The organism is Laedolimicola ammoniilytica (assembly GCF_025567165.1).
GTDB lineage: Bacteria > Bacillota > Clostridia > Lachnospirales > Lachnospiraceae > Laedolimicola > Laedolimicola ammoniilytica.
On the sequence record NZ_JAOQKC010000005.1, the window covers coordinates 55,151 to 70,938 of the forward strand.

The 15,788-nt window shown below is 44.3% G+C and carries 20 protein-coding genes and 1 riboswitch; of the genes, 7 read left to right on the forward strand and 13 right to left on the reverse strand.

The features are described from left to right. Positions 1-59: 59 nt before the first annotated feature. Positions 60-159, forward strand: a riboswitch (TPP riboswitch). Between the two features lie 224 nt (positions 160-383). From OCV63_RS05070 to OCV63_RS05095, 6 genes are all read left to right on the forward strand, one after another. Next, on the forward strand, positions 384-1,058 hold the full coding sequence (locus tag OCV63_RS05070; protein WP_003501986.1) for a TenA family protein: 675 nt from the start codon (positions 384-386) through the stop codon (positions 1,056-1,058). Continuing rightward, positions 1,055-1,858, forward strand: a complete 804-nt coding sequence (gene thiD, locus OCV63_RS05075; protein WP_003501984.1) for a bifunctional hydroxymethylpyrimidine kinase/phosphomethylpyrimidine kinase — start codon at positions 1,055-1,057, stop codon at positions 1,856-1,858. Before OCV63_RS05070 ends, thiD begins: the two co-directional genes overlap by 4 nt. 11 nt (positions 1,859-1,869) lie before the next feature. Next, positions 1,870-2,511, forward strand: a complete 642-nt coding sequence (thiE, locus tag OCV63_RS05080; RefSeq protein ID WP_003501982.1) for a thiamine phosphate synthase — start codon at positions 1,870-1,872, stop codon at positions 2,509-2,511. Beyond that, positions 2,501-3,157: an HAD family hydrolase gene (locus tag OCV63_RS05085; RefSeq protein WP_003501979.1), complete on the forward strand. Its 657-nt coding sequence runs from the start codon at positions 2,501-2,503 to the stop codon at positions 3,155-3,157. Before thiE ends, OCV63_RS05085 begins: the two co-directional genes overlap by 11 nt. Positions 3,158-3,159: 2 nt before the next feature. Continuing rightward, positions 3,160-3,645 carry an NUDIX hydrolase gene (locus OCV63_RS05090; protein WP_003501977.1) on the forward strand — a complete coding sequence of 162 codons (486 nt, stop codon included), beginning with the start codon at positions 3,160-3,162 and terminating at the stop codon, positions 3,643-3,645. Positions 3,646-3,854: 209 nt separating this feature from the next. Beyond that, entirely contained in the window at positions 3,855-4,280 is a 426-nt protein-coding gene (locus OCV63_RS05095; RefSeq protein WP_003501975.1) for a winged helix-turn-helix domain-containing protein, read from the forward strand. A 53-nt stretch (positions 4,281-4,333) separates the two neighbouring features. Here OCV63_RS05095 and OCV63_RS05100 read toward each other — a convergent pair whose 3' ends face one another. The 3 genes from OCV63_RS05100 to OCV63_RS05110 form a co-directional block, all read right to left on the reverse strand. Next, positions 4,334-4,516, reverse strand: coding sequence for a helix-turn-helix domain-containing protein (locus OCV63_RS05100; protein ID WP_003501974.1), 183 nt, complete (start codon positions 4,514-4,516; stop codon positions 4,334-4,336). Then, positions 4,513-5,067 carry a sigma-70 family RNA polymerase sigma factor gene (locus OCV63_RS05105; RefSeq protein WP_118523219.1) on the reverse strand — a complete coding sequence of 185 codons (555 nt, stop codon included), beginning with the start codon at positions 5,065-5,067 and terminating at the stop codon, positions 4,513-4,515. Before OCV63_RS05105 ends, OCV63_RS05100 begins: the two co-directional genes overlap by 4 nt. Before the next feature lie 615 nt (positions 5,068-5,682). Continuing rightward, a complete protein-coding gene (locus tag OCV63_RS05110) occupies positions 5,683-6,327 on the reverse strand; it encodes an SLOG family protein (protein ID WP_118638064.1) in 645 nt (214 codons plus the stop codon). 36 nt (positions 6,328-6,363) lie between these two features. Here OCV63_RS05110 and OCV63_RS05115 point away from each other — a divergent pair, with 36 nt between their 5' ends. Continuing rightward, positions 6,364-6,693 carry a helix-turn-helix domain-containing protein gene (locus OCV63_RS05115; protein ID WP_118638066.1) on the forward strand — a complete coding sequence of 110 codons (330 nt, stop codon included), beginning with the start codon at positions 6,364-6,366 and terminating at the stop codon, positions 6,691-6,693. Between the two features lie 30 nt (positions 6,694-6,723). Here the strand turns inward: OCV63_RS05115 and OCV63_RS05120 are convergent, their stop codons facing one another. The 10 genes from OCV63_RS05120 to OCV63_RS05165 form a co-directional block, all read right to left on the reverse strand. Next, positions 6,724-7,176 (reverse strand): hypothetical protein, encoded by a 453-nt coding sequence (locus OCV63_RS05120; RefSeq protein ID WP_243037021.1) that lies wholly within the window; start codon positions 7,174-7,176, stop codon positions 6,724-6,726. After that, on the reverse strand, positions 7,139-8,053 hold the full coding sequence (locus tag OCV63_RS05125; RefSeq protein ID WP_118638070.1) for a ParM/StbA family protein: 915 nt from the start codon (positions 8,051-8,053) through the stop codon (positions 7,139-7,141). The genes OCV63_RS05120 and OCV63_RS05125 overlap by 38 nt, the downstream gene beginning before the upstream one ends. Before the next feature lie 166 nt (positions 8,054-8,219). After that, a complete protein-coding gene (locus tag OCV63_RS05130; protein ID WP_029465871.1) occupies positions 8,220-8,654 on the reverse strand; it encodes a winged helix-turn-helix domain-containing protein in 435 nt (144 codons plus the stop codon). Positions 8,655-8,709: 55 nt separating this feature from the next. Beyond that, positions 8,710-8,874 carry a DUF6440 family protein gene (locus OCV63_RS05135; RefSeq protein WP_117497604.1) on the reverse strand — a complete coding sequence of 55 codons (165 nt, stop codon included), beginning with the start codon at positions 8,872-8,874 and terminating at the stop codon, positions 8,710-8,712. Between the two features lie 150 nt (positions 8,875-9,024). After that, entirely contained in the window at positions 9,025-10,707 is a 1,683-nt protein-coding gene (locus OCV63_RS05140; protein ID WP_243102642.1) for an FtsX-like permease family protein, read from the reverse strand. Beyond that, positions 10,670-10,978, reverse strand: a complete 309-nt coding sequence (locus OCV63_RS05145; protein ID WP_227595903.1) for a hypothetical protein — start codon at positions 10,976-10,978, stop codon at positions 10,670-10,672. The genes OCV63_RS05140 and OCV63_RS05145 overlap by 38 nt, the downstream gene beginning before the upstream one ends. A 12-nt stretch (positions 10,979-10,990) precedes the next feature. Further along, a complete protein-coding gene (locus OCV63_RS05150) occupies positions 10,991-13,228 on the reverse strand; it encodes an FtsX-like permease family protein (RefSeq protein ID WP_158362625.1) in 2,238 nt (745 codons plus the stop codon). Continuing rightward, on the reverse strand, positions 13,218-13,985 hold the full coding sequence (locus tag OCV63_RS05155; protein WP_118668496.1) for an ABC transporter ATP-binding protein: 768 nt from the start codon (positions 13,983-13,985) through the stop codon (positions 13,218-13,220). The genes OCV63_RS05150 and OCV63_RS05155 overlap by 11 nt, the downstream gene beginning before the upstream one ends. Before the next feature lie 101 nt (positions 13,986-14,086). Next, complete coding sequence (locus OCV63_RS05160; protein WP_118668495.1) at positions 14,087-15,100, reverse strand: sensor histidine kinase; 1,014 nt, start codon at positions 15,098-15,100, stop codon at positions 14,087-14,089. Beyond that, on the reverse strand, positions 15,097-15,765 hold the full coding sequence (locus tag OCV63_RS05165; protein ID WP_118668494.1) for a response regulator transcription factor: 669 nt from the start codon (positions 15,763-15,765) through the stop codon (positions 15,097-15,099). Before OCV63_RS05165 ends, OCV63_RS05160 begins: the two co-directional genes overlap by 4 nt. Positions 15,766-15,788: the final 23 nt, after the last annotated feature.

The following is a 15,788-nucleotide window of genomic DNA, read 5'->3' on the forward strand; positions in this document are numbered from 1 at the left end:
TGGACTTTTACCGTCCTAAATGCGTAGACTTGACTTTTGGGGACTTTCTAACTATAATGATATTCAAGCAGGGGGACTACCTTGTAGTTGAGAAGGTTAAAACCTGACCCTTTGAACCTGTTGGCTAATACCAACGCAGGGAGCTAAAGAATACAGATTCGTATTTTTTGGACATTCTCTGTTTTGGGAATGTCCTTTTTTAATTGAATAAGATATGATATGTGTTTGCGAGGGAACTGAACAAGTTGAAAAAGGTAAGACCTGACCTCTGGACCTGTCGGCTAATACCGGCGTAGGGAAGCAATTTCTTACGCTCGTATTGCGTCTGAAAGAGCTTCTAATTGTTTTAGAGGCTCTATTTTTTTATCTTAGGAGGATCAAACATGGCATTTATGAAAGACATCTTAACCCACAACATTCCCATTTGGGAAGAATGTGCAGCTACCCCATTTGTGCAGGAAGTGCAAACTGGAAAGCTACCTCTTGAAAAATTCAAAAGATATATGATTCAGGATAGTATCTATCTGAAAAACTATGCCCGTATATACGGCAAGGCAATTTTTCATGCTGATACATTAAGAGAAATTCAGCTTTACTATTCCATGCTGAATTTTGTAAATGATACGGAATCAGAAGTGCGCCTGGATTATCTAAAGCAATTTTGCATGACGGATAATGATATTGAACTGATCGCTCCTCTGCCTGAAAATCAAAATTACATTGATTTCATGTTTGAGATTGCGTCACATGGAAAGAATGAAGAAATTTTAATGGCGGTTCTTCCCTGTATGCTAAGTTACAGCTATATATTCCGAAAATTGGCGGCTGTTCCTACAAGCAGACAGTCAAGATATTGGGACTTTATCAAAGATTATGCGGATGAACAATATGCAGAAAGCTGCAAAGAATGGTCTGCTTTTGCAGAGCATAAATGTGCCGGGTTATCAGTAGCAAATAAAAAGTATCTGGCTGATATTTTTGAAAAAGCAAGTTTGTTAGAGCTTGCTTTTTGGAAGATGGCCTATCGGAACGAGAGAATGGAGGAAAATGCAAAATGAAAAAAGTATTGTCCATTGCCGGATCAGATTGCAGCGGAGGTGCAGGTATTCAGGCTGATTTGAAAACTTTTTCTGCTCACGGCGTATTTGGAATGAGTGTTATTGTTTCTGTTGTTGCAGAGAACACCAGCCGCGTTATCGACATCCAAGATATTACCCCGGATATGATTGCAAAACAGATTGATGCCGTGTTTGAAGATATTGAAGTGAACGCAGTAAAGATTGGTATGCTTTCTACGCCAGAATGTATGAAAGCAGTGGCAATGAAACTATTACAATATAAGCCACAAAATATTGTAATCGACCCGGTTATGTATGCCAAAAATGGCTGCCCATTGATGAATCCTGCGGCGGTTTCCACCTTGATAGACACTGTAATTCCACTGGCCGATGTGCTTACTCCAAATATTCCAGAGGCAGAGAAAATAGCGGATATGCAGATTTCCACAGTTTCAGATATGGAGGCTGCCGCAAGAAAAATATATGCCATGGGTTGTAAGGCGATTGTTGTCAAGGGCGGACATCATATAGGAAATGCCGTTGATGTCCTATTTGATGGAGAAAATTTCCACCACTTTGAAACAGCCCGCATTGATACGAAAAATACTCATGGGACAGGCTGTACCTTTTCTTCTGCAATCGCTTCCCAGCTTGCAAAGGGAAAAAGTATTCCGCTTGCTGTCGAAGCGGCAAAGGCTTATGTCACAACGGCAATCGAACACTCCCTTGCGATTGGAAAAGGCTGTGGCCCGACGCACCATTTCTACGAATTGTATCAGCATGGTTTATCTAAAGAATAGGCAGGTGCAAAATGAACTTTGATTATACACTTTATCTTGTTACTGATCGTCAACTAATGAGCTGCGATAGCCTGACAGAAGCGGTGGAACAGGCAATTTTAGGAGGCTGCACAATGATACAACTCCGAGAAAAAGAATTGCCTTCATTGGAATTTTATAATCAGGCGGTTGCCGTGAAACAGGTTACGGAGAGATACCATATTCCCCTTATCATAAACGACCGGATAGATATTGCAATGGCTGTGCAGGCTGCGGGAGTACATATTGGACAACATGATTTACCTGCGGCTACCGTCCGCAAAGTAATTGGGGAAAATATGCTGTTGGGGGTATCTGCTTCTTCCATTGCAGAAGCAATACAAGCACAGCAGGATGGTGCGGATTATTTGGGAGTTGGCGCAATGTTCCCTACTGGAACTAAAACCGACGCTGAATCTGTATCAATGGAGGAATTACAGAAAATCCGCACAGCCGTTTCTTTGCCGATAGTTGTTATTGGCGGTATCAATAAAGGAAATGCAGGGCGTTTCAAGCCCATGGGAATTGACGGACTGGCTGTTGTATCTGCCATCATAGCGCAGTCCGATATAAAAGCTGCTGCTGCGGAACTGAAAGATTTATTTTGCGGAAAGGAAAAGAAACATGGATTTTAATGCGGCAATCTTTGATTTAGATGGAACAATTCTGGATTCAATGGATGTATGGGAGCATATAGATATTCAGTTTTTGAAAAAGAGAAATCTTCCTGTCCCAGATAATTATGTAACTGAAATATGTGCAAGGAGTTTTGAGGAAGCCGCACAATATACCATTGATCTTTTTGGATTGCAGGAAACGGTAGAGGGAATTATTGAGGAATGGAATAATATGGCGGTCGAGGAATACAGGAACCATGTCGGTCTGCTGCCCTATGCCCTTGATTATCTTCTGCGCTTAAAAGAACATGGAATAAAACTTGCAGTTGCTACGGGGTTGCCGGAAAATCTCTATATTCCATGCTTAAAGAACAATTCTATTTTAGAATTATTTGACGCTCTATGTTCAACAGATGAGGTTCAGCGGGGAAAAGAATATTCGGATGTCTTTGAATTGGCCGCAAGAAAATTAGGGGTTGCACCTGAACACTGTATTGTGTTTGATGATGTGCTTCCAGCAATTAAAAGCGCAAAGGCAGCCCGTATGTTAGCAGGTGGGATTTATGATAAGTATTCCGCAGATCAGCGTACAGAAATAGAAAGGATTGCGGATATTTACTTACTTGATTTCCGGCAAGCACCGATCCCACACAAAGAGGTATGAAAATGGAAAAATGGGATTTATATAATGCAAAACGGGAAAAGTCTGGAATAGCAGTGTGCCGTGGAGAAATCATACCCAAAGGGCTGTATCATTTATCTGTGAGTGTATGGATTGTCAACCAGCAGGGGCAGTATCTTTTATCACAGCGGCATCCGAAAAAGCAATACCCTCTTTATTGGGAATGTACGGGTGGTTCTGTACTTTCCGGGGAAACCAGTTTGCAAGGAGCAATCCGAGAGGTAAAAGAAGAATTAGGAATACTGCTTACTCCCGGAAGTGAAAAATTGATTTATCAGACCAGACGGGAAAATGTGCAGGATTTTTACGATGTTTGGCTATTTCATAAGGATATAAAGATTGAAGAAATGCGTTTACAGGAAACAGAAGTTGTGGATGTTCAATGGGTAAATCCAGATAAGTTATTTAAGATGTTTCGCCTGAAACAACTGCACCCTCTGATTACCTATGTGGAACAACTAATAGGCTGAAAAATGCCAGATGTTAAGGTACCAAAGTCTCTGTTGTCTAACACGCTTTTATTGCACAAGAAATCAAATAGGATCCATGTTATTTAGTTCCATATGAAATCAAACAAATTGTGGAAATCACTTATATAAATTATCCTTGCATTTTATATTCTATATTTCCATGAAGTTTGGTTGTCTCAAAGTGTGTAAGGAGAAAGGATGTGAGCAAAATGGGTAAACTTCTGATTCTGTCCATTCCTGATCATGAAGAACATATAATCAACAAAATTATGGAGCTTATTGCGGATGAGCCAGAGTTTATCCACCTTGCACCATCTCCACCGCAGTCTGCACTTTCCTTCCCTGGTCTTGAAATTCGGCTAAAGGAACAAACCGTATATTGCAACGGTACCCTCATCGCTTTGACTTACCATGAATTTGCAGTCCTTACATATCTGGCTCGTCATCCTGGCTGGGTATTCTCAGCCAGCCAGATTTATGAGGCCGTATGGGATAAAGACGGTGAACACTGCGGTACTGCAGTTGCCAGCGTCATCGGTCAGATCCGTCGCAAGCTGACGCCAGACACGCCGAAGGGCGGTTATATCCGCACCGTACTGGGCAGTGGGTATAAATTTAACAGTTCTCCTTTTTAAGTCAGTAAGAAAGGCTCCGAGGCCGTAATGATCTCGGAGCCTTTCTCATTGACTTAAATCCTAAACAGGCTGATTGCCTTCAGTAAAATAATGCTCAATTCCTGGTATAAATCTTCATCAAGTACGCCATCAATAATGGCATACTTGAGTAGCAATGGCCGGTACATCTGTAAGATTGCCGTAATGGCATCCTCGTTGCCAGCCTTGGCGCTGAGAAGCAGACATTCAAAATTCATTTTTTGTCACCTCCTTCAATGCACTTTCTGATTTTCTGAATCGTCCTGTAGTAAAGTGCCGCTGCCCCTTTATAGGACAGCCCAAACTTTAGTCCCAGCGTCTCAAAATCTTCTTCCTCCAGCGTTCGAGCCAGAAATATCTGGCGTTCCCGTTCATTGAGTTTCTGCAACGCCTCCAGAAGCACTCCATTCTCAATGACATCCATAAGCGGCAATCTGTCCAAGACCACTTCCTCTGAGCTGGGTTCGGATTCATAGACCGCTTCTACAGCACTCTCTATACTGTTGCGCTTATAGAGCTGGATCAAATAATCTTTTCTGCGGCGTTTGACCGCCGAAACTAAATATGCTGTAAACCTGAATTGCAGGTCATCTTCTGCCTGCCCATTGTTCCGTTGCCACATGGCTTTACCTCCAAAAGTCTCAAGAATTCCGATGGATTTCCTGAGCTTCTGGTGGTGACCTGCACCGGACCAAATCTGGCTGAGATAAAGAAAAACAGCCAGCTTTGTACCAATGGACAAAACCAGCTGTTCCTTGAATTTCTGCATCGAGCAGTTCAATAGATGCCGTCCGGGCAGGTGGAGGTTTATCTTTATGTAGAGAAAACTCTCTTGTCCTACCTCGACGATATACCCCTATTGAGAGCCGTTCATGAAAAGCCGTGTGTCCTGGAGTTATGAAAGCAATGAACTGCTCGATGTTGTGGAATCCTTTCTCCATAACATCGTTACTCCCTGTCCGCAGTTATGCGGACGGCACACAGGCGGCCTGCATCATCCCCTTTCTTTCGCGATATGGCAGCGCAACGCTGCCGCCCTGCTGATAATTGTTAAATTGTGAAATAATACTTTTTTCAAATGCTATTCCAGCTATTCTATTAAATTAAAACAAAAGGCGGCCTCCATCCTTATTGTCAGGATAAAGACCGCCTTCTTCTTCCGATTTTCATTGGGTATCGTACTGATCTCATACCCCCACCTCCGCTTATCGAATTTTCATTGATTTTTGGGATTACTGCCATAATTACAGTGTAACTGACAGTTTTCGGAAACTTTTGGAGTAGCGTTGGAATCACCTTCGAGAAAAGAGAAAATCGTTCGACATTATATGACAAAACAGGCTCCAAAACGGTCACACCTCTTTCCTGTTTTGGAGCTGTTCCTTTATTTTTTCCATAAAATTGCATCTTCCGTCGTTACCTGTGCCGTATCTGGATGGATATAAATGATTTGGAGTCCTTTCTTTTTTGCATAGTTGACAGTCTGCTGGGTTCCAGACCGCATATTGTGTGTATTGTCATAGACAGCCACCATATATCCGGCCTGCTCCACCATATAGTAATTGCGTTTCTTATAATTGTCACTTGATGGCATTTCACCCAAGATTAAGACCTTCGCAGCATATTTGCGAATAAACCCCATCCTCTTTCGATGCCAGTCATCCCAGCCTGCATCATAACCCTCAAAAGGGAGAGCCAGACACAATTCCACATCTTGATACATTGTCTGTTCTTTCATTCGCAGCAGGATCTCTGCTGCCCACATATCAGCTCCCATTGCTCCCCCAACCCAAAAGCATCGTACTCCCTGATTATAAAGCCGTATAAGCTGCTCCTGCAGACATTTTTTGATCCGCTGACAACGCTTGTCCTTTTCGTTATATTTGAACTTAAAACGGGTCGGTCTGTGGCCTGTAATCACACACGAAAAACTGTTCATATGGTTCTCCTTTCCCAGCATACTTCTTTGTCTATTATACTTGCCATAGACGAGATAAATCAACCATGACCGCTTAATAATCCATGTCATAGAGGATAAAATGTAACTATAGCATGGAGGTGACGCATGGATAATCTACTGAAAGATATGGGCAAACGGATCTTCGACCGGAGGAAACAACTGAATATGACCCAGGAAACTCTGGCAGAGTTGGCTCATGTCACACCACAGACCATCTCCACCGCAGAACTGGGTCAAAAGGCTATGAGACCTGAAACGATCCTTAAAGTCTGTGATGCACTCAACATCAGCACCGAGTATTTGTTGCGAGGCGTCATCACAGAAACAGATTCCTCCCTTCTTATGGAGAAGATTTCCACACTAACACCCAAACAATACAGGCATTTTGAAGATATTTTAGACAGTTTTATCGCGGCCATACAGGAAGAGGCATAGGAGCATCACTGGCTCCCATGCCTCTTTTGATTATCCCCGGCTGCGGAACGCAGATAAAGTACTGGCAATCAGGCTGCGTGTCCTATCGTCCATTTCCGGATCATCGTCCACTTCCTGTGCAGTCGAAAGCATCACAGGCGCTGCAGGCTTCTCCACCAATCTGGCTGTAGGAATCTGCTCTTCTGCTTTTTCCTGTCCCATACCTTCCTGCCGCAAAATCTCTTTGACGATAGCCACCACCGCTTCTTTGCTGATGATTGAAGCATTTAGCGGCTGCGGCTCTTGCCCAAAGTGCTCATTATAGTAGACCACTGCATTTGCCACATACTGTGCTTTTGTACGTGGACTCTGCAGCTCCAGTAATCCAATGGCAGTCTCGTGTATGGGATCTCCCTCATTGAATCGCAGCGTAAACCGCCCTCGTTCTTTTTTCTCGCCCATACCATCACCTGCCTGCTGTTTCAATCCGGTACAGATACTCATAGCCATCCGCATTTGCATTGATTTTCGGTACGAAGAATGGTGTTCCCACCTTGCCCGAAGTTTCGATCTGTCGCTTCAAAAGAATGGCGCCACCGCCTACAAATACTACCTTGCAGTATTGCAAATCCAACATCCTCTCTCGCAGCGTGCTGAACAGATCATTGATAAATTCCTGTGCCATCTGCTCTGTCAGCCGTATAGCTGCGTCTGGATATTGGGTCTTCTTCCCCATCAGGATAGCGTCCACATCTCCTTCATCCAACAGCAGGTCCAGCTCCGAATTCACCTTGGAACGCACCTTATTGTACAACAGGATCACACCATTTTCTAACGAATCGCAGGAGGTAAGGTCAATCTCTCCGTTTTTCATCAGCAGATAGTCGGCAGTAAACCCGCCAATATCCAAGATTACCGCTTTGGGCTCCTCCACAAGCGTGTGAAGCATGGTGGCCGCTGCTGCGTAAGCCTGGGGAAAGCAGGCCACATCTTCAATATAGATGGAGTACGGCTTGCCCTGCACCTCAAATTCTACCATTCCCCGCTGCCCAAAGTATTGTGTAAACCGCTCCACCTGGGCGCCAAAGTGTGCCGGCGGCAACCCTACCGCCAGTTGGATACGCTGCACCTCTGAGGAATATGCCCCCCTCGCTTCAATCTCACCAGCCAAAGCAAATAGGGTCAGGATAAAGAAGCGATCATCCTCCGTTTTATCTTTCCGATAAGGAATCCGCTCAGTAGACAGCGTATAGTAGGTATTCTGATACCTCAGTACATTCTGTCCAAAGGGACGGGTGACACTCTGCTTCAGACCGGACACAAAGGGGTTGCAATGAACCGTTTTAATTTGTTTGTTGCCATGATCAACGCCAATAAGCATATGTAATACCTCCTTTTTACTTTATACATATCCTTTACGCCTATATGACGCCTATTCTCAACAATCACACACTATTTTTATGAAAACAAAAAGCAGGAGACCCATCATAAGGGTTTCCCGCTTTGGACTGCTTCATAATATCGCAGCTAATATATATTTGATTGTTCTATTCTGCCATACCCTGCGGAACTTCAAATTTGTATCCGCTCCCCAAAACAGTACGGATATAACCCGCTTTCGGCATATCCGGAGTCAGTTTTCTGCGGATCTGACCAATGACGCTGGCAACGGCTGTTCCGCAGTTTTCACCATCCTCACCCCACACTTCTTCATAGATCTGCCCGGCAGAAAATACCCAGGATGGGTGGTTTGCTAAGTATACCAATGTCGCAAATTCCCGATGGGTCATAGAAATCAACTCGCCGTTTCGGTGTACAGTTCTCTCCTTCAGGCGAAGCTCCAATCCCGGAAAAACAAGAGTATTACAAGGGTGAGATGACACAATATGGTCAAATCCCGGCTCGGCTGCAATAATCTCCATAATTCTGCTAAGTATATATTCTTCATGGTCTGTTACCGACAATACAAAGATTTTTCCCATATGTCCCTCCCTTATTCATAATTAGAATGCTGATACCCTGCAACCAATATAAAGTTTACTTGTTTATTTCAGTAATAACGACTGTTCCGTTTTTATCCAGCAAAGGGGTAATCCCCGTATCATGGACAAGGTAGTTTACACCTGTTTCGGTGTCTACAACAATACTCAAGGAAGTTCCCTGTGTATAGATTGTTTCAAAGCGCTTTTCTTTGTTTGCCATAGTAATCCACTCCTTTGCATGGTGTAAGGTATCAGCATTTCTAATTTATTACTCTATGATAAAGGCCAAATGTTGCAGAAATCTCCTAACCTCTTTCTTTTTCGGCAAGAAAACAGGCGGAATTGCTTCATTTTTGTAGCAATTCAATTTTTATCTCATTTCCGGTCGAAGAATAACCCGTTTGAATAAGAACATTGTTGCACCAAAATAGGTCAGGTAGATTGCACAGAATAGCAGGATCGTCACCAGACCATAAAGAGGTACAAGTCCCTGCTGCAAGATTGCCTCTCCGAAAAAGAACTGTGCCCCTGTGATCAGTAAAACCGTCAGCAAAAGAGGGAATAGCAGTGGGATCAAAAAGACTGTGGACAGTTCCCTGCGGATCAGGGAAGCCTGCCTGTGGCTCGGTACACCCAAACGGTCAATGACTGCATAATTCTTCTGGTTTTTGTCTATGGCAGAAAGCTGCTCAAATGCAAGAACCGAGCAGGATAGAATGATGAAAATAATGCTTAAATACAATCCGCAGAACGAAATAGCTGTAAATCCCGTCAGCGAATTGGCAACGCCCCACGCCTTTACTGTAACACCCATCGTTACTTTTTCCGGAAGCTGTTGACCGGACTGCAATTCCGGCTGCCATTTCCCACTGTTCAGGAATTGCTTCAAGTCGCTTTTCAATTCCGGGTATCCGCCATCTTCCAGTTTCATCGCCAGACGGATTTTTTCTCCGACGAATTGTGAAGCTGCTTCATCCGGCAGAACAAGTACATATCCCTTCGTTCCGGCCATTTGATACTGCTCCATCGGCTCCGTCAGGATCGGCGTTTCCGCAGCAGACAAGGTCCGACCATTGAATGTGATCTCCGGCTGCTGCGCCAAGCCCTGTCGGATTCCGTCCATATAGTTCCATGTATCGCAATGAACCAAAAATTCGTTGTTGCTCATGGAAACAGGAGAAAGCCCCAGGATTTCACGCAAATGGTTATAGTCGGACAAGGACAAGGCTTCGATCGGTTTTTCAGGAACCGCATACAGATAATAACTCACAGAATCCTCGACTCCACAATGCTCCTCTGTAAAGGAAACGATGGAATCCATGTTGGATTTTTCCAAAGGTGCATCAATCGCCACGCCTGCATCATAGGGATAATAGGCTTTCATGTTGGCTTTGTAGCCTGCTCCCATGGTAAGCCCCACAAACATGGTTGCCAGAGATATGGTTAAAAGAATCGCCACCACAGCCATTGTCCGGCCAGCAGAATGGATGCGCCGCCCAATCTGCCCCAGGAAGAACAGATTTTCTTCTTTGTACTTATGGCGCAGATTTTGTTTTGCAAATCGGTGCAGCAAAAGCGGAATCTGGCGATGCAGCTCGTAAACCCCCACCAGAATGAGCAGGCAGGCTCCGCCAAGGTACAAAAATGCTTCATTGGTTTGTGTCTGAAGCATCCGCCCAAGCAAAATCACGCCTGCAACCATTGCGGCTATTGAAAGCAATACTACCAGAAGACTACGACTGCATGATTTAAAACGGTATTCTTCATTCTTGCGGTTATCATACAGCAAATCGATTACTTTCTGATGCCGGATAATCTTTGCTGCTCGGAGCATCCCAAAACCATACATCAAGGCAAAAAACAAAAATGTTACTGCCCATGCCTGGAGAGAAAAGGAAACCTGATAGGTATGCGGCACCTCAAAGATATTTTTTACCACCTGATTCAGCAAACCGGAAAGCCCTGTGCCAACCAAAGAACCAAGCAGAAAGGCTCCTGTACCGATGATACTGTTTTCAGCAAGGAACAAATTCCGTACTGTCTTTGCTTCCATGCCAATCAGTTCGTAGGTTGCAAACTCCTTCCAGCATAAAGCGGATCGCATAACCGATCACAAACGAGGACAGAAAAGCAACCAGAGCTGACATAAGCAAAATTCCAGTAGTCAGCATCGACATATTTTCTGCCATAGCAAGAACATCTGATGAAAAGCCCAATGCCAAAAATGAGTACATCAATGCCGCAGTCAAGGTAAGCGTCACAAAGTAAATGATATAATCCCGCAGGCTTCTGCAGATATTTTGAATTGCTAACTTCCAGTACATATCTTCCTCCCATCACCTTACACTATCGGAGTTGCTGCGAATTGAACGCTGGAACAGCAGCCATGTACTGAGAAAATAGCAACTCAGCAGCAAAGCGAAAATCCCGACAATGATACCTATTTGCCGCATCAAGGCTCCGCAGCCAATATAAGCTGAGATTTCAGCAGAAACACTTTGAAGAAAATAGCCAATCACAATCATTGCTAAAACGATTGCCGCTGTGATCGGCATTCCAAACCAAACACCAAGCTGTTTTAGAACCAAAGTATGCAGGTCCTTCTCTTCCACTCCCATTTTTCGCAGAACCGAAAATCTGTAGTTGTTTTTTTCTGCATCTAGGAGCTGCTGAAGAGCCAGCACGGTAAGACACATCACCATCAGCACAATTGCACCATAGATCAAGGACGCTTTTAGGATAAAGTTAAGGGCGATTATACGGTTCACTTCCGTAGTATGGACAGTTGTACTGTATCCTGCCAGATTGTCTTTATCAGGATCTTCTGGATAAGAACGCCCAAGAAGCTGTTCCAGCATTTCTGCCGTTTTGAAGGGAAGCGGATATTGGGTCATCACAAATCGGTTGCTCTGTACCGGAAGCAAGACTTGCGCTATCTCGTCAGGTATGATATACACCACATCTGTATAAAGATTATAGATAGATTCCCCCACAGGCTCCTGAAACACGGCGTTCTCACTGAGTTTCAGGGTGCCTGCGTCAGTTTCCAGTAAGGTATGCTTAGCGATGTAGTTTTCAATATCCTTGTCCTCTGCCGCACGATGCCAGTGGGTAGCAAATTCATCCGTTTGTAAGGTAATAGGTTCATATCCCAACATTTTCCGAACAGCGTTATAATCCTTCAGTGCAATTGCCAAGGGAGGAAAATCGTACTTTACCCGCTGGTGAAAGTCGCTTTTTTGGGGAAGATATTCCGAAAAAGTCAAATCGTCCTTTATCGCTATGTTGTTTTGTTCTATAAACGCAGTAATTTCCCCATAGTCTGTATCCGGAAGATTTTCCACTTCATAAACATCGTTGTAGCGGCTTGAAATTTGAATATCATAGACTGCCCGACTATCCAAATAGCCCAGACTCCATCCTGTCAAAACTGGCGCAATGACAAACAAGCAGATAGAAAAAGTCAGGGTCACACAAATTATCGTCATCGTTTTCGTATTGGTAGCCAGCTTAGAGGAAAGCTGTCCAAACAGAAATAAACTCGTATTGTGATATTTGCGGGACACTTTAGACTCCTTCCAGTATAGGAGCGCCGCATTCGATAAATAAATGACTGCGGAAATGATAAACAAAATATCCGCAACCCCAAACAGCAAATATTGATTCAGAGTTGGGGCGTCAAATCCAAGGAAGTAGGCTTTTTCCAGTTCTGCGATGGAAAAAATCGGGATAGCGGTCAATACAGCACCAGCCAGAAGCCCGCAAAGATATCGGGAAAATCCTATTTTTCTGTGTAAAACAGCACCTGCGATTGCCCAAAGCAGCGTCAGTGCAGGGAAAAGGACATTCCCCCAATACATGAGCTTTACAGGAAGCGGATGTCTGGGATCGAAGTAAAAATGATATTTTACAGCACCTACCTCCAGCATCCACAGCAGCATAATGCCATAGAAAATACAGATCATCGGCATCCATCTGCTTTTATGAAGCGGTTTTTCATTCTGACGGTTTGCCGTCATAAGTTCAATAATCCTGCTTTTGTTGAGAATTCTGACATTCCCGACTTCAACCAGAATCTGACAAACAACAAAGAAGCCCACGGTCAGCAGCACAGTATCTGGAAAAAAAGACCAAGAAAAAGCGTAGGGTTCCCCAAAAGAAGCAAGCAGCACAGCCGTAATGACCTGAGAAACGATCATCCCCAGAAGGATTCCCACCGACACAGAGAATATGAGCAGGAAAAAAGTCTCTCCAAAAAAGAGCAGTCCTATGGTTTTTTGCTCCATTCCCAAGGTTGCCTCAACTGCAAACTCCGATTGTTTTTTTCTCAGCATGAAACGATTGACATAGTGGATCAGGAACAAAAGAAGCAGACTAATCCCGCAAATTGCCAGTTTCATACCTCCAGCCAGCAGGGAAATATTATATTCCGCACCAATGGTCGGATGATAATGGGTGCTGCTGATAGATAAAAACGCATAGAACAGGGTGACACAGAGTGTCATGGTCACAATATAAATCAAATAGTCCTTCACAGACCGCTTTGCATTTTTGAAAATGAGTTTAGCGTACATCACTCATGCCCCCTCCCATCATGGTGAGGACATCCAGGATTTTTTCAAAGAAAGTCCTGCGGGAATCACCACCCTTACGGATTTCCGTAAAGATCGCCCCGTCCCTCATAAAGAGAATACGATTGGCATAGCTTGCCGAGAAAGCGTCGTGTGTCACCATCAGGATTGTGGCTCCGAGATCTTCGTTGATACTCTGGATCGTAGAAAGCAGCATCTGGGACGAATGACTATCTAATGCGCCGGTAGGCTCGTCCGCCAAAATCAGCTTAGGCTGATTGATAATGGCTCTGGCACAGGCGCACCGCTGCTTCTGGCCGCCGGACACCTGATATGGGTACTTATCCAGAATATCCATGATATTCAGCTTTCCGGCCATTTCCCGCACCCGTCCATCAATCTCGCCTGCTGGAACCTTGTTGATGGTCAGCGCCAGGGCTATGTTTTCCGAAATGGTCAGCGTGTCCAGCAGGTTAAAATCCTGGAACACAAATCCAAGATTTTCCCGGCGAAACCGGGCAATCTGTTTTTCATTGATTTCCGTCACATCGGTTCCATCCAGATAGATATGTCCCGCACTGACGGTATCAATGGTGGAAATACAGTTGAGCAGGGTGGTCTTGCCGGAACCGGATGCTCCCATGATTCCTACAAATTCCCCCTCCTGAACGGAAAAGCTGATGTCCTGAATTGCTTTTGTAACATTCCCACTATTTCCGTAATATTTTTGGATATGATCCAGTTTCAAAATTTCTTTCATTGTTATCACCTCTGATCTCTATTGTAAAATAAGAGCGGCTTCGTTTGTATCAAGTTTTCTTACAAAGTTCTAACAAAAATGTAAGAAGTGCAGAACGGTTCTCAGCTCTGCACTTCATGAATCAAACAGTTAATATGAAAAGAAAGGGAAATTGCTGTGCCATGTTCCGACGACTCCGCCGTAATGCCAATGCCCAGCTTTTCACAAAGCCGTTTGCATAGGTACAGGCCAATGCCTGTGGACTGCTGGACCATACGACCATTCTGACCGGTAAATCCCTTTTCAAAGATACGGGGCAGATCGGACGCAGCAATCCCAATTCCATCGTCCTCCACGACAAGAACAACCTGATCCTGCCGTTTATGAGTAGAAATGCGGAGAACCGGCTGTTCCGTACGATACTTGACCGCATTGGCAATCAGTTGGTTCAGAATAAAGCGCACCCACTTTTCATCTGAATAAACCGTGTCCTGCATTTCCTCCACCTCCAGACGCATACCACTTTGGAGCAGCAGATATTTATTATCTGCAATCGCCTGATGCACCACTTGGGACAGTGCCATTTCCCGGACAGAATAATCTTTCTCTGTATGCTCACTGCGGGCATAATAAAGAGCCTGTTCGGTAAAGCGATTGGTCTTTTCCAGTTCCAGCAGAAGTTCTTTTGTCCAGTCCATCCGATGGTTTTCACATAGAAGTTTCATGGCAGTAATGGGCGTTTTGATTTCGTGAATCCATTGTTCAATGTATTCCTTGTACTCCAGGCGTTCCCGCTCGACCTCCCCGATCTGCTCCAACATGGATTTTCCAGCCATTTTCAAAAGCTGATAGTAAACCTGATCCTCAGCCTGCTCCGGCAGCTCCATCACTTCGGAAATAAGGTATCTCTCAGAGAGCTGCTCTGCCATATCCAGAAGTTTTTTCATCTGCCGCTTTCGTTTCCAGTAAGTGAGGACAAGTCCCATCAGCAAAACCAATGCCCATACAATCAGGATCAATACTACTGCGGAAACCGAATTGCCGCACACCAGCAAAAATACAGTGAGTGCAGCCATACAAACAAGGTTCGTCAGCAGAAATGGCAGCCTGTTTTTCCAATATCGTCTGCTGTTCATATCGTGTACCCCTGTCGGTGCTTTGTCTTGATAAAATCCGTCAGACCGATGCCCGCCAGTTTTTCCCGGATGCGGTTGATATTGACGCTCAAAGCATTGTCATCCACATATAGCTGATTGTCCCACAAATACTCAATCATATCTCCACGAGAACAGATTTTCCCTCCGTTCTTGAACAGGTAATAGAGAATTTTCAATTCGTTCTTAGTAAGTTCTACGCTCTGTCCATGATAGTCCAAACTGCTGGATTCCAGATGCAGCACCGCATCTCCATAGGCGATCTGTTCCCGTTGCTGTGCGGGATAGGCTTTCTTCAGCAGAGAAGCAATTTTCGCAAGCAGGATTGCTGTGTTATAGGGCTTCGTGATAAAAGCGTCTCCGCCCAGCATGATGCTATTCAGTTCATCCATATCCGTGTTGCAGCTTGTCACAAAAATAATCGGCACCTCGGAAAATGTGCGAACCTCGGTGCAGAGAGAAAAGCCATTGGTTCCCGGTAGCTTGATGTCCAGTAAAATCAAGTGTGGCTGTTCGGCTTTGATCCGATCAATCACATCAGAAAAATCTTCCGGAGCCGCCGCTTCATAGCCATTGCTTTGCAGCAGCGTTTTCAATTCATTCCGTATCAACGGATCATCTTCTATTATCAATATTTTTTCTTTCATATCAGCCTCCGTGAAAAAATAAT